General features: G+C 64.9%; 12 protein-coding genes, 2 tRNA genes and 1 other RNA gene. 2 read left to right on the forward strand and 13 right to left on the reverse strand.

Annotated elements, in window-relative coordinates; all coding sequences use genetic code 11:
- Positions 1-60 precede the first annotated feature (60 nt).
- The 4 genes from MHY24_RS07655 to ffs form a co-directional block, all read right to left on the reverse strand.
- Positions 61-2,451, reverse strand: a complete 2,391-nt coding sequence (locus tag MHY24_RS07655) for a DNA polymerase III subunit gamma and tau (RefSeq protein ID WP_239229220.1) — start codon at positions 2,449-2,451, stop codon at positions 61-63.
- Between the two features lie 18 nt (positions 2,452-2,469).
- The gene (locus tag MHY24_RS07660) at positions 2,470-3,129 is read right to left on the reverse strand and encodes a suppressor of fused domain protein (protein WP_239229222.1); all 660 of its coding nucleotides are present in this window, start codon (positions 3,127-3,129) and stop codon (positions 2,470-2,472) included.
- The gene (locus MHY24_RS07665; protein WP_239229223.1) at positions 3,014-4,285 is read right to left on the reverse strand and encodes an aminotransferase class I/II-fold pyridoxal phosphate-dependent enzyme; all 1,272 of its coding nucleotides are present in this window, start codon (positions 4,283-4,285) and stop codon (positions 3,014-3,016) included. The genes MHY24_RS07660 and MHY24_RS07665 overlap by 116 nt, the downstream gene beginning before the upstream one ends.
- A 60-nt stretch (positions 4,286-4,345) precedes the next feature.
- Positions 4,346-4,444: signal recognition particle sRNA small type (gene ffs / locus MHY24_RS07670), an RNA gene on the reverse strand.
- 179 nt (positions 4,445-4,623) lie between these two features.
- Here ffs and MHY24_RS07675 point away from each other — a divergent pair.
- Positions 4,624-4,712 (forward strand) — tRNA-Ser (locus MHY24_RS07675).
- A 76-nt stretch (positions 4,713-4,788) separates the two neighbouring features.
- Here the strand turns inward: MHY24_RS07675 and MHY24_RS07680 are convergent.
- From MHY24_RS07680 to gluQRS, 3 genes are read right to left on the reverse strand one after another with little or no spacing between them, the layout of a single operon-like run.
- Positions 4,789-5,124 (reverse strand): hypothetical protein, encoded by a 336-nt coding sequence (locus tag MHY24_RS07680; RefSeq protein ID WP_005323168.1) that lies wholly within the window; start codon positions 5,122-5,124, stop codon positions 4,789-4,791.
- A gap of 10 nt (positions 5,125-5,134) precedes the next feature.
- A complete protein-coding gene (locus MHY24_RS07685) occupies positions 5,135-6,715 on the reverse strand; it encodes a sodium:proton antiporter (RefSeq protein WP_239229228.1) in 1,581 nt (526 codons plus the stop codon).
- A gap of 11 nt (positions 6,716-6,726) precedes the next feature.
- Positions 6,727-7,620, reverse strand: a complete 894-nt coding sequence (gluQRS, locus tag MHY24_RS07690; RefSeq protein ID WP_239229247.1) for a tRNA glutamyl-Q(34) synthetase GluQRS — start codon at positions 7,618-7,620, stop codon at positions 6,727-6,729.
- A gap of 33 nt (positions 7,621-7,653) precedes the next feature.
- Here gluQRS and MHY24_RS07695 point away from each other — a divergent pair, with 33 nt between their 5' ends.
- Entirely contained in the window at positions 7,654-8,328 is a 675-nt protein-coding gene (locus tag MHY24_RS07695) for a queuosine precursor transporter (RefSeq protein ID WP_179387271.1), read from the forward strand.
- On the opposite strand, the gene tgt is transcribed toward MHY24_RS07695, so the two are convergent.
- The 6 genes from tgt to MHY24_RS07725 form a co-directional block, all read right to left on the reverse strand.
- Entirely contained in the window at positions 8,313-9,557 is a 1,245-nt protein-coding gene (tgt, locus tag MHY24_RS07700) for a tRNA guanosine(34) transglycosylase Tgt (RefSeq protein WP_005323172.1), read from the reverse strand. The two genes, MHY24_RS07695 and tgt, sit on opposite strands and share 16 nt — an antisense overlap.
- A gap of 2 nt (positions 9,558-9,559) precedes the next feature.
- Positions 9,560-12,148 carry an MMPL family transporter gene (locus MHY24_RS07705; protein ID WP_239229256.1) on the reverse strand — a complete coding sequence of 863 codons (2,589 nt, stop codon included), beginning with the start codon at positions 12,146-12,148 and terminating at the stop codon, positions 9,560-9,562.
- Positions 12,149-12,350: 202 nt separating this feature from the next.
- A tRNA-Ser gene (locus tag MHY24_RS07710) sits at positions 12,351-12,438 on the reverse strand.
- Between the two features lie 91 nt (positions 12,439-12,529).
- Positions 12,530-12,730 carry a CsbD family protein gene (locus MHY24_RS07715; RefSeq protein WP_204610479.1) on the reverse strand — a complete coding sequence of 67 codons (201 nt, stop codon included), beginning with the start codon at positions 12,728-12,730 and terminating at the stop codon, positions 12,530-12,532.
- Positions 12,731-12,781: 51 nt separating this feature from the next.
- On the reverse strand, positions 12,782-13,213 hold the full coding sequence (locus tag MHY24_RS07720) for a nucleoside deaminase (protein WP_239229258.1): 432 nt from the start codon (positions 13,211-13,213) through the stop codon (positions 12,782-12,784).
- A gap of 25 nt (positions 13,214-13,238) precedes the next feature.
- A complete protein-coding gene (locus tag MHY24_RS07725) occupies positions 13,239-13,718 on the reverse strand; it encodes a tRNA adenosine deaminase-associated protein (RefSeq protein ID WP_239194331.1) in 480 nt (159 codons plus the stop codon).
- Positions 13,719-13,739 lie beyond the last annotated feature (21 nt).

A 13,739-nucleotide genomic window follows, 5' to 3' on the forward strand; every position in this document is an offset into this window, starting at 1 on the left:
CGTTTCCTTTCTAAATCAACTGTAAATTTCGCTACTGCCCGAGTGTACCGTGCTTGCCGGTTAGGCACGCCGCGCGCCCAGCTCGCGCTCCAGCAGTTCCATAGCTACCTCGGTAGCGCTGCGATGATCCATCTCGCCGGTGGACTGTGCAGCCTCCATCATGTCGCGCTCTTCGTCGTCGCGGGTGTAGGCCGGCGGCTCCTCGGGCGGAGCGGCAAAGTCCGGCTCAGGCTCGGGCGGCAGCGGCACGCCGTTACTAAACTGCGATTCATCGCGTTGCTTGGCAGCCTGCGTCGCCCGTGCGATGCGTGAGCGCCACCCGGGGACGCTTTCCGGCTTACTCTCCGCCTCCTGGTCGTCGGCAGGCTCGCGCGCCGGCTGATTCGGCGTCCACGCTTCCTTGCGCTGCGGCGGCCGCGGGGCATCGAAACCGGCGGTCTTCGGGTCGGTGCCCACCACACAGGTCACGGCCACATCGCGCTGGAACTCCTCCTTGAGCACCTCCACGATGACGGCGTTATTGGCGGGCGCGTTGATGCGCTCGGCCAGCGCGCCGGTGGTGTGCCCCAGCGTCAGGGTGCCATCGCGGAAGCCAAGCACGCGGGCTTCAGCCAGCATGATTTCGGCCACCTTATTCCGCTTTCCGACGCTCCCCCTCAACGCCACCCATTTCTCCCTCACGGCCTCTGCGAAGTCACCCGCCGGCTCCTCCGCCGCCTGCGGCTGCGCCATTTCCGACGCCTTCTCTGCGCCAGACTCCGCCCCAGATTCCGGCTTGGTTTCCTGGACAGATTCCTCTGCACGGGCCGGCACGGGCTTCTCCAGTGGCTCGCGCTGCTCCTCCTGGGCCGGCCTTGAGTGCGGTGCCTCGCTCTGTGCTGGCTGCGCCGGCTGCGCCGATTGCTGCTCGGGCACGTCCGCTTGCGGGATTTGCCGCTCACGCTGCCACGGGTCTCCAGCCTCTTGCTGTTGCGGTTGCGGCTGCGACTCTTGGTTCTGAGGCTTCTGCGTGCGTTGCGCCTCGGCGGCCGCCGGCTGCTCGGGTTGCGCCTTCGGTTGCGATTCCGGTTGGGACGGGGCCTGCGGCTGCGGCTGCGGCTGAGCGGCCGGTGCTGAGGTTGGAGCAGAAGACGGGGCAGAAGCCTGCTGCTCCTGGGACTTGGCGCGGCGGCGAGCGATGATGGCAGCAGCGGCGGACTGGGGGTCTTGAGCACTGGCGACGGCAGAGTTGGCCGCGGGAGCACCGCCCGGGGTCGCAGGGCCAGCCGGCGCGGGCGAGACCGCGGCAGCATTGGCAGCGGGGGCGGGAGCGGGGGCGGGAGCCGCTGCGGGTGCCGGCGCGGCAGCAGCGGGGCCGGTGGACCCGATAAGCAGATGCGCGCACATGATTTCCAGCAGCAGGCGCGGCGAGGTCGCACCGGTGAGGTCGCTGATGCGGTCGTTGACCGTGGAGGCCAGGTAAGTCAGCTGCGGGCCGGAAAAGCGCTGCGCCTGGGCGGTGAGCACGGAGGCGCGGTCGGTAGGCGCGGAGACGAGGCCGGCATCGATGGCGCCGGGCACGGCCTGCAAGATCATCAAATCGCGCAGGCGGTCGAGCAAATCGACGGCGAAGCGGCGCGGGTCGTGGCCGGCCTCGATGACGTGGTCGACCATCGCAAAGAGGCCGGGTTTGTCCTGGTTGGCGAGGGTTTCGATGGCGTCGTCAAGCAGCGAGACATCGGTGACGCCCAACAGCGGCCGGGCAAGGTCATAGGTCAGGCCATCGGGCCCGGCGCCGGCTAGCAGCTGGTCCAGCAGAGACAAAGTATCGCGCGGGGAGCCGCCGCCCGCTTCAATGACCATGGGGTACACGGCGTCTTCGACATGTACGCCCTCGGCCGCAACGGTGCGCTGCAGCAGGCCCTTCATGGCCGGCGGGGTCAGCAGGCGGAAGGGATAGTGGTGGGTACGCGAGCGAATGGTGCCGATGATTTTCTCCGGCTCCGTGGTCGCGAAGATGAAAATGACGTGCTCGGGCGGCTCCTCCACCACCTTGAGCAGCGCGTTCGCACCGGAGGGCGAAATCATATGCGCCTCGTCAATAATGAAGATGCGGTAGCGCGATTCGGCCGGCGCGTAGTAGGCGCGGTCGCGCAGCTCGCGCATGTCCTCCACGCCGTTGTGCGAGGCGGCGTCGAGCTCCGTCACGTCCAGGTTGCCGGGACCGCCGGGGGCGAGGGAGACGCAGGAATCGCACTTGCCACACGGCGTCGAGGTCGGCCCGTGCTCGCAGTTGAGCGAGCGGGCCATAATCCGCGCCGAGGAGGTCTTGCCGCAGCCGCGCGGGCCGGAAAAGAGGTAGGCGTGGTTGATGCGCCCTGCGTCAAGGGCGGCGGATAGCGGCGTGGTGACCTGCTCTTGGCCCACGACCTCCGCGAACGTTGCTGGACGATATTTCCGGTATAAAGCCACGGTTAGCCAGTCTACCGGCTAACCCTCGCGCGACCAGTCCAGCAGGTCAATGCCCTGCTCAGCCACCGCCTCCTGCAGCTTGCCGACGCCCTCTTCTACCCCAAACGCATATTCCGAATCCGTCAGCATGACCAACTGCAAGATGAGGGTCAGGCGGCCCTCCTCGCGAAACTGCGGGGTCTGCCCGCCCCACAGGTACGGCGCAATGAACAGACCGTGGTGCACTGTGACGTCAGGGATATCGAGGAGGGACGGCAGCATCACGCCCGGCTGCGCCGGCAGCAGGCCGTCGGCCTTTTCGAAGGTGTCAGCCGCGGCGTTGATGGCGGCGGCCACCTCGGGCTGCCCGGTGCGCGCCACCGTGAGCAGCTCGCAGCGCACATCGGTGCCGTCGTCCTGGTTTTGCAGGCCGGTGTCGGTGGTGTTGAAGGTGGTGGTGAGGGCGAGCGATTGGGCGTCGGCAAGCGAGGCAAGGCCCAGCCGGCGCTTATCGACGTAGCGGAACTCCAGCGGCGCCGGGATAAGCTCGCTCAGCCACAGGGCAGACTCGTCGGCGTTGATTTTAGGCCCCCAGCTTCTCCACGGCGGCGAGCAGGACGCAGGTGGCGACGCCGTCCATCGCGGCCTCGACCTCTTCCTGCGGCGGCAGGGTTGGGGCGAGGCGGATATTGCGGTCATTGTCGTCCTGGCCATAAGGGTAGGCGGATCCGGCCTGGGTGAGCAGGATGCCGGCATCGCGCGCCAGCTCCCAGACGCGGTTGGCGGTGCCGTCGACGACGTCGAGGGAGATGAAGTAGCCGCCCTTCGGGTTGGTCCACTGCGCCACTTCGTACTCGCCGAGGCGCTTTTCTAGGATGCGCAGCACGGCATCGAACTTGGGCTTGATCAGCGCGGCATGGCGGCGCATCACCGCGCGCACGCCCTCGGCAGAGCCGAAGAACTCGTGGTGCGCCAGCTGGTTAATCTTATTGGGGCCGATGCCGCGGATGCCCGCGTGCTCCAGGTACCACTCGAGGTTGTCCTCCGAGGTGCCGAAGAAGCCCACGCCCGCGCCCGCGAAGGTGATCTTCGAGGTAGAAGACATGGCCCAGAAGCGGTTCGGGTTGCCTTCCTCCGCTGCGATATCCAGAATCGGCAGGATTTCCGGGAAGTCCTCGGTCAGGGTGTGCACGGCGTAGGCGTTATCCCACACGATGCGGAAATCCGGCGCGCCGGCCTCCATGCGGGCGAGGCGGCGGGCCTTGTCTTCAGAAATCACGGCGCCGGTGGGGTTAGCGAACATCGGCACTACCCACATGCCCTTGACTGCCGGATCCGCTACCAGCTTTTCGACGGCCTCTACATCCGGACCGTCCTCCTCCATTGGCACCGTGACCAGCTCGAAGCCGAATTGCTCGGTGATGGCAAAGTGACGGTCGTAGCCCGGCACCGGGCAAATCCACTTGAGCTTTTCTTCCTTGCTCCACGGCTTCGCGGAATCATTGGTGCCGAAGAGAAACGCCCAAGAGATCAGGTCGAACATGATGTTCAGCGAGGACGAGTCTGCGGCCACGAGCAGCTCTGGGTCCATGTTGGTCAGCTTGCCCCAGATATCGCGCAGTTCTTTGATGCCCTTTTGGTTGCCGTAGTTACGCAGGTCGTTTCCGGCCGCATCGGTGTAATGGCCCGGGCCGGGCAGCGCCAGCAAATCATTGGAGAGGTCCAGCTGTGCCTTGGCCGGCTTTCCGCGGGTCAGGTCCAATTTCAGGCCCTTAGCCTTAAGGTCCTCGTAGTCCTTACGGACCTGGGCGGCGAGCTCCGCGAGTTCGGACGATTCCAAAGTAAGAAGCGACATGCGTATGTCTACCTTCCATGTATAGGGCGACTTTTAGCCCCCAATAGTAACGCACGCCATACAAAAAGGGGACCCCGCGCACCCGCCAGAGCCTCCTGACCCTTGCTGCATTCCTGCCCTGGGGGAGTTCAGAGGATGGACGCCACGCGGAATCCTGCCTCATACTCTAACGCCCGCGCGCCGGTTTAGCCAAATGAGCCTCCGACCGCACGGGCCGCCACCGCCCGCAGGCGCGCAACCCAAGGACCATCCGACACAAAACCACTTTAGATCGCTGAAAATGGCCCCTGACCTGGCGATTGGTAAAATAATTGCCACGGCTGCTAATGTTTCTTCTCGGAGGATTCGACTAGCGGCCTATGTCACACGCCTGGAACGCGTGCGGGGTTCACGCCCCTCGTGGGTTCAAATCCCACATCCTCCGCCACAGGAAATCCCGGCTCCTGCTACACAGCATGGAGCCGGGATTTTTGTTGTATACGGGCGCGCGGCCGCGCTGGCCGCTAATCGATGACCGGTGGCTCATAGCCATCCGCCTTCAGCCACGCGACGTGCGGCGGCGTATTCATCCCCCACTCGGTGCGCGCCCAGAGGAAAGCCTGGGAGACCTCGGCCTCGGAATAGCCCCCATCGCGCAGGTATTGCCGGAAGCCATTCGGGCCTGGGTCCTTGATCCAGAGCCAGACGTAGTCGTCGAGGGAGTCGTCGGCAAGCAGGCCCTCCAACCCGGCCGGGACATATTCGCGCTCGGCGCGCACGCGGTCCGCTAGGTCCTGGTCGAGGAAGTCGTAGAGGTAATCCAGCGCGTCCTCAAGCTGCGCATAATCGAAGGGATCCATGCCGCCCAGCCTAGTGGCGCTTGGCGCCTAGAACCATGCGGTCAATCTCCTCGAGCACCTCGTCCACAATGGCCGGGTTATAAGCCCGATCGCCGCGCATGCGTAGCAGCTCCTCCTGCGCCGCCGCCAAAGCGGTCCGGCGGGCCTCCAGAGCCACGTGGCGGGCCTGCCAGGCGCGCTGCTTGCGGGAATCATCGGAAACATCCTCGCCATCGCCCAGCCGGTCCTCGAACCACTGAATCACGTTGGCGGAAATTTCGGGGTCGACCTTTTCGGCGTCGGCAGTAATGTGGCCGTCCGGCCGGAAGTGTGACAGGGCCTCGATGCTGGCCGCACGCGCGCGGCTCACCACGGCGGCGCGCATTTTATCGCTGGCAATCTGGGAGGCCTCCGTGAGGTCGAGGCGCTCCATCAGCCACGGCAGCAGCAGGCCGGGTACCACCATCGTGACCAGGAGAACGGTCAGCGCAATGACCGCCAGTTCGTGGTGGAAGCTGAACACGCCGGCTGGGATGGACAAAACCAGTGCCAAGGTGACGAGGCCGCGCATGCCGGACCACGTCATCAGCAGCACCTCCTGCAGGCGCAGCGGCGCCACGCGCGGGCGGCCGCGGGAGACGTTGATGCGGTAATAGATGTACATCCACACCAAGCGAACGACGAAGGCCACAAGGGACAAGATGACGCCCACCACCACGGAGTGCCATAGGTCCGAGCCCACCTCCCCGATAGCGGTATTGACCGTCAGGCCAATGAGTCCAAAGGCCACGCCGGTAAAGAGCAGCTCGATGGTCTCCCAGAAGGACTGGCCGGACAGGCGGTCTTCGGCCTGGATATCGGCACGGGAATTAAGCTCCACGGCCGCAATGACCACGGCGATAACGCCGGAGGCGCCGAGTTCCTCCGAGATGAGGTAGACCGCAAACGGCGTCACCCAGGTCAGTGCGTTGCGCGCGGTGACGTCGTGGACGTGGGTAATAAACAGCGCCACCAGCCGGCCGACGCCCCAGCCGAGGCCGCCCGCGACGAATGCGGAGTAGAAGAAGTTGAGCACGCCGCCGCCGAAGGAAAGCTCATCGCCTTGGGTTACGGCCGTCAGCGCGAGATTGAAGGCGACGATAGAGGCGGCGTCGTTAAACAAGCCCTCGGTCTGCAAGGTGGTGATGATGCGGCGCGGGATGCCGGCGGGCTCGGCCACGGCGTCAACGGCGACGGGGTCCGGCGGGGCGATGGCCGCACCGATAAGGATGGCCGCGGCCAGGCTGATGCCGGGCAGGAAGGCATAGGCCGTGAAGCCAACGGCCAGCGTGGTGGCGACCACCAGCAGCACGGACAGGCTCAAGATGGTCACCCATTGCTCGCGGATAACACCCCACGAGGTGCGCCGGGCGAGCGCCCACAGCAGCGGCGGCAGGAAGATGGGCAGGATGAGCTCGGTGGGCGGCTCGAACTGGGGCAGGCCGGGCACGAAGACGGCGCAGGCGGTGATGATCGTCAGCAGGGCCGGCCACGGCAGCCCAATCTTGTCACCGATGGCGACGACGAACACGGTCAGCAGCATGAGCCCAATGAGCACCAGTAGAACTTCCATGGGCTCAGATTTTACCCGCGCCAGATATAAGGCTCAGGGCTGAGTCGATCGGGCGCGAATTGCGCGAGCAGATCCGCAGCACTGTGAGCTTCGTACCCCAGGGAGGCCGCCAGCTGCTTGACGACGTCCCCCTCTTCCCCCATCTCCCGCATGGTCACCGCCCCATCGCGCTTGGCCAAACGCTCGCCGGATGCATTGAGCACGAGCGGGACGTGGATATACTCCGGCGGTTCGATGCCGAGCAGCGAGGCAAGGTAGGCCTGGCGCGGCGCGGAGGAGAGCAGATCATCGCCGCGGACCACTTGGTCGATGCCTTGGTAGGCATCATCGACGACGACGGCCAGGTTATAGGCCCAGCCGGTGTCTTGGCCGCCGCGGCGCAGGATGAAGTCATCCACGTCGCCCGTATAGGTGCCGTGGAGGGCGTCGTGGATGGTGAATGTGGGGACGTCGGCAAGCAGGCGAAGGGCGGGCTGGCGATTCTGGGCCGCAAGCTCGGCGCGCTTGGCCGCGCGCTGGTCTTCGGTGAGGTTGCGGCAGGTGCCCGGGTACTGGCCGGGAATGGCGTGCGGGGCGCGGGAGGCCTCGCGGATATCCTTGCGGGAGCAATAGCACTCGTAGGTGGGCAGCTGGGCCAGGGCCTGCTCATAGGCGGCGTCGCGGTCGTGTTGGTAGATGACCTCGCCGTCCCAGTCCAGCCCGAGCGCGCGCAGGTCCGCTAACTGGCGCTCGGCCGCCTCTTGGGAGGAGCGCTGCTTATCGATGTCCTCCACGCGCACCACAAAGCGCCTGCCCGTGGACCGGGCGAAAAGCCACGCCAGAAGCGCCGTGCGGAGGTTGCCAAAGTGCAGATCGCCAGAGGGGCTTGGCGCGTAGCGGCCGGCGCCGGTGGTCGCGGAATTCATGCCCACAGTCTACGGGCTGGCACAATGGCGGGCATGGAAAAATCGAACGGCGCTGAGGTGCGCTTCATTCCCGTCCGCTCCACCCTCTACCCCTGGCTGGTCACCGTGTTTGTGGTGACCTTCCTGATTTCTAATATCAACGCCACCAAGGGCGTCCAGCTCGGCCCGCTGGTTACCGACGGCGCCTTCTTCCTCTTCCCGCTAGCCTATATCGTCGGCGATGTGCTCTCCGAGTGCTATGGCTTCAAGTCCACCCGGCGCGCGGTCTACATCGGCTTCGCGATGGCAATTCTGGCGGCCGTGTGCTTCTATATCGCCATCTGGCTGCCGGCAGCCGATTTCTACGAGGGCCAAGAGGCCTTCGCCGCCACGCTCGGCCTGATGCCGCAGATCCTGGCAGCTTCGCTGGCCGGCTACCTGGTGGGCCAGCTGCTGAATGCCTGGACGCTGACCGCCATGAAGAAGCGGTCCGGCGAAAAGGGCCTCTTCGCGCGCCTTATCGCCTCCACCGTGGTGGGCGAGTTCGGCGATACGCTACTCTTTTGCGCCATCGCCGCGCCGGTTATCGGCGTAGACACCGTGGGCGGGTTCATCAATTACGTCATCGTGGGCTTCGTATGGAAGACCCTGATGGAGGCCGTCATGCTGCCGGTGACGGCCGCGGTCATTAAGTGGGTGAAGAAGCGCGAGGACTATTTGCCGGCGTAATAGCGGCCGAGGAATTCATCGCGGTAGGCCTCGTAGTAGCCGCCGTCGATGGCGGCGCGGATATTATCCACCAGGCGGATCATGAACTCCACGTTGTGGATGGTGCACAGCGTGCCGGCGAGGAATTCCTTTGCCTTGAGCAGGTGGTGCAGGTAGGCCCGGGAGTAATTCTCGGATACGTAGCCGCCGAATTCCTCGTCGACGCCGGCAAAATCCCGCTTGAAGCGCGCATTGGTAAGGTTCATGCGGCCGTCAAGGGTGTAGACGCCGCCGCGGCGCGCCAGGCGGGTGGGCGCCACGCAGTCAAAGGTATCGGCGCCGGCCTCGACGGCGGTGAAGATATCGTCCGGCTCGGAGATGCCGAGCAGGTGGCGCGGCTTGTCCTCGGGTAGCTCATCGCAGACCCAGCCGACGATGGTGCCCAGGTTTTCCTTTTCCAGCGCGCCGCCGATGCCGAAGCCGCCGAAGCCGCGCTTGCCGTCCTCGCGGGCGGCGCGGTCGAGGTCGAGCAGGCCGCGGGTGGCTTGGCGGCGCAGATCCTCGTACTGCGCGCCTTGAACAACGCCCCACAGCGACTGCTTCGGGCGGTGGGCGCGCTCGCGGGTGAGGCGATCGTGCTCATCCAGGCAGCGCTTGGCCCAGCGGTGCGTGCGCGCGACAGATTCTTCCTGGTAGGTGCGCGTATCAACCAGCGTGGTCAGCTCGTCGAAGGCAAACATGATGTCTGCGCCCAGCCCGTGCTGGATCTGCATGGACTTCTCGGGGGTAAAGCGGTGCTTGGAGCCATCGATGACGGATTTAAAATCCACGCCGTCCTCGTCCACCTGCGCCATGCGTTCCTTTTTGGCGGCGCGGATGTCCTTATCGCTGAGATCCGCAATATCCATCGCGAGGACCTTCTTGAATCCCACGCCCAGGGACATGACCTGGAATCCGCCGGAGTCGGTGTAGGTCGGGCCGTGCCAGTTTTCAAACTCGGCCACGCCGCCGGCCTCGTCCACGATGTCGTGGCCCGGCTGCAGGTAGAGATGGTACGCATTCGACAGGATGGCCTGCGCACCGGTAGAGCGAATTTGTTCCGGGGTCAGCGTCTTGACCGTGGCTTTGGTGGCCACCGGGATGAAGGCGGGGGTCTGGATATCACCGTGCGGGGTGTGGATGACACCGCTGCGGCCGTGCTTGCCGGGGCCTTCGGGCAGGCGCTTGCCGACGTCGAAGCTCAAGTCCATCTTTACTCTTCTTCCTTGTGTGCAGGGCTAGGGGTTGGGCTAGGGGTAGCGTGTTTAGCTTCCCATTCTTCTTCCAAGGCGGTGCCTTCGATATCCAGGGTGGGCAGAATCTTCGCCAACCACTTTGGCATCCACCACGTCGCGCGGCCCATGAGGAACATGGTGGCGGGGACGAGGGTCATGCGGATAAAGAAGGCGTCGAAAAGCACGCCGGCGGCCAAGGCAAAGCCGAAAATCTGGATGAAGGGCAGCGGCTGATTAATAAAGGCCACGAAGACCGAAATCATAATAATTGCCGCGGCCGTGACCACGCGGGCACCCTGGGTAAAACCGGTGATGGTGGCCTCGTCGACGGCGCTATATCGCCCGCCGGTGCCCTCCGGGTGGCGAGAAATGTGCTCGCGCATGCGGGTGACCAGGAAGACCTGGTAATCCATCGCCAGGCCAAAGGTCACGCCGATAAGGAAGATCGGCATGAAGGAAATCAGCGGGCCCGGCGCGGGAACCAGGTTCCACAGGCCTTCCTGCCAAACCAGGACGGTCAGGCCGAAGGCACCGCCGACGGACAGCAGGAAGCCCAGGCCGGCAACCAGCGGCACCAGGATGGAGCGGAAGACCAACAGCAGTAGCACGATGGCCAGGCCCACGACGATGGCCAGGTACGGCGCCATGGCTTCCTCGAGGCGCTCGGTAATATCGAGCTGCACGGCGGTCAGGCCGGTCAGGCCGATGTCGGTGCCGGTGGCGTCTTCGATCTCGCCGGTGGCCGAGCGAAGCGCATGCGCGACGTTGACCGTCGCGGCGTCCGTCGGCGCGGTTTCTGGGGTGACCATGATCTGCGCGGCGCGCTGGTCCTGGCTCAGGCCGACGATCTGTGCGTGCTTCACGCCGCCCAGTCCCTTGAGCTGGTCCGCGGTGTACAGGAAGGACGCGAGCGCGGCCTTATCCTCCGGCGAGGAATTGTCCGCTGCGTCTGCGGAGGTGTCTACTACCTCTGCGGCCGGGGCGATTTCCGGCTCGGCCTCGGCTGCGGGCTGGTCCGGCTGCGGCTGCTCAGGGGCTGCGTCCTCCGGCGCACCGTCCTGCGGCGCACCATCCTCTGGTGCAGCGCCCTCGGGGGCGGGGGCTGGTTCGGGCTGGGATTGGGCGTCGACAAGCGGGGCGAGGGCGCCGGCATCCGCGTTGACCGTGTGGGCATCGACCACGGCGAGGAAGGGGCCGTTGACGCCGGGGCCGAAGCCCTCGGACATGATGTCGGCGGCCTTGCGCTGGGTGGTATCGGGATTGGAAGTAGTATCGGCCGGAAGGGCGAGCTCCATGTGGAGCACCGGCGCGGTCATCGCGCCTAGGGAGAGCACAACCAGCGCCATGGCCAGGCCGGGGACCCTCTGGACCAGGCGCACCCAGCGGTTGCCCATGGTGGGACCACGGCGGCGCTTGCCCTTGCGGGTCGGGTTGCCGGCCACGCCGGGGATGCGGCCATTGAAGGCCTTATCGCCCAGCACGCCCAGCATCGCGGGGATGAGCGTGAGCGAGACCAATACGGCGATGGCCACGGTGCCGGCGGCGGCCAAGCCCATCGCCGTCAGGAAGCCGATGCGCGCAATGAGGAGCGCGAAGAGCGCGGTAAAGACCGTCGCGCCGGCAAAGACCACGGAGGATCCGGCGGTTCCCACCGCCATGCCTGCGGCATCGGGCCCGTCCATGCGGCGGCGCTCGGCGCGGTAGCGCGACAGGATAAACAGCGCGTAGTCAATGCCCACGGCAAGGCCAATCATGATGGCCAGGACCGGGGTCATATTATTGAGCTCAATCCAGTGGGTGGCAATGAACATGCCCAGCGCGCCTAGTCCCACGCCGATAACGGCGGACACCAAAGGCATGCCCGAGGCCACCAGGGAGCCGAAGGTAAAGATGAGCACGATAAAGGCAACGCCGAGGCCGATGATCTCAGAGGTGGAATTGACCGCGATTTCATCGCCGAAGCCGGCACCATTGCCTTCTACCGTGAGGCCGCGGTCGCGGGCGATGTTCATTGCGTCGGTAACGGTGTCTTTGTCGGCCTGCTCCACGCTATAGGGCGACTCGGCGTCGAAATTGAAGGTGGTGTAGGCAATGGTCTCGTCATCATTGACCATGGCGAGGTTATGTGCGTCCGCGCGGGCGGATGCTTCCGGTAGCCCCATATCCGTGAACTGGTGGATGACCTGGTCCTGCAGGCGAGGAGAGACCTCAAGCGGGTTGCCAAAGCGCGTGGTATCGCCCATCTCCAGGTTGTCCTCGAGATAGGAGATGGTGGCGTCGATAGCCTCGCGGTTGGCGGGATCAGAAAGCTTCTGGCCGTCTGGGGCCTTGAAGACCACGTTGACCGAGGGCGAGTTGGCAGGGTTGCCGCCCTCTGGGAAGAGGTCCATGGTCTTGTAGGTGGCGTCGATGGACGGGGTTCCCTTGATGGAGAACTCGCTCGTCATCGGTTTCATCAGCAAGGCGGCGGCACCGCCGACGGCGGCGAGCAGCAGCAGCCATGCCACGATGACCTTCCACTTATGGAGGAAAGACCAGCGCCCAAGACGATAAAGCAGTTTAGCCACGGGTAGATGTACCTTTGCATTCGCGTGGGGGACGGGTTGAACTTTGCCCTAGTGTAGTGGCCATCCCCTCTAATCCCCTATCGCGAAGCCACCTGCGTCCCAGTTTTCACAGCTGGCGGCCAGCCAGCCGGATTCCCCGCGCCTCCCGGAAAATTGGGCAAAAGAAAATCCCGACCTGCGCAAACAGGCCGGGATCCCGGTGCGGTGGCGGCGGGATTTGAACCCGCGGTTGGGGGTTACCCAACAATCGCTTTCGAGGCGATCACCTTCGGCCGCTCGGACACGCCACCGCGTTCCAGATTACGGGAGTGGGCCCGAGCGACAAAATCGCTGCGCCGGCGGGGTGCCAGCGCAGCGAGATGTGGAAACGAGGAACGAGGATTAGTCGTCCTTCAGGCCGCCGATAACCTCGTTGGCCTTGTCCTTAACGCCTTCAGCGGCGTCAGACAGCTTGTCCTTAGCCTCGGAGGTGACCTGATCGGCCTTGCCCTCGTTAGCTACGTCCTCGTTGCCGGTAGCGTCGCCGTAGGCTTCCTTTGCCTTGCCTACGAGGCCATCCTTCTTGTTTTCCAAATCGCCCATAATCACTCCTTTGAGTAGACGGTTGTCGTATAACGACCAGTGTACGCGCGTTTAGCGCAGGCCGTTGAAGAAGTTTCGGAGCAACCCAGCGCATTCGTCTTCGAGGACGCCGCCGCGAACCTGCGGGGTAAAGGGGGCGGTGGGGGCACGCAGGACATCGATAAGCGAGCCGCACGCGCCCGTCTTGGGTTCAAAGGCGCCGAAGACGACGGAAGACACCCGCGCGGCCTGCAGCGCACCGGCACACATGGCGCAAGGTTCCAGGGTGACCACGAGTTCGCAGCCGGAAAGCCGCCAGCCATCGCCGTGCACGCGGACGGCCTGGCGAATGGCCTCGACCTCGGCGTGGGCGGTGGGGTCCGCCAGCTCTTCGCGGCGGTTGACGCCGGTGGCAAGTTCGGTTCCGGCGGCGTCGTAAAGCACCGCACCCACGGGGACGTCGCCGGCTGGCGTGCGCTTGGCGACGTCGAGGGCGCGGCGCATCCTAGCCTCAGCGCGCAGCAGGGGCTCAGGCGTTATCAATGACGTCTTCCAACTCATCGCCAAAGCCAAGCTCGCCGGCGATGCGCAGCAACATATCGGAAGGCCAGTCCTCATCATTGTCAATGATGTAGCCCACCTGGTCCTCGGATAGGCCAAGGTCGGCGAAGATATCGAAATCGCCCTCGCCATAAGGATCGGCCTCTTCGGGGTCCACATCCGGGATTTCATGATCGTTGATATCCATGAAATCGGCGGCGAAGTCATCGTCGACACCATAGGTGGCGTCCGAGATGAGCATCTTTACCCCGCCCGGCACTGGGCGCACGGCAATAAAATAGGCATCCTCCACACACAGCAGCGCGAACGCAGCGCCCTCGGAACGCAGGCTGCGCACCGCATTGATGGAGGTCTGCGGATCCTCAAAGTCATCGTTGAATCTGCGCACTAGCCATTGGCCCGAGTTGCGGGCGACGGTTACTGCGAAGGAGTAATTTTCGTTGCTCATACCTCGTGAGATTAGTCGTGT

The sequence above is a fragment of the Corynebacterium sp. ACRPQ genome, from assembly GCF_022347225.1.
GTDB lineage: Bacteria > Actinomycetota > Actinomycetes > Mycobacteriales > Mycobacteriaceae > Corynebacterium > Corynebacterium tuberculostearicum_D.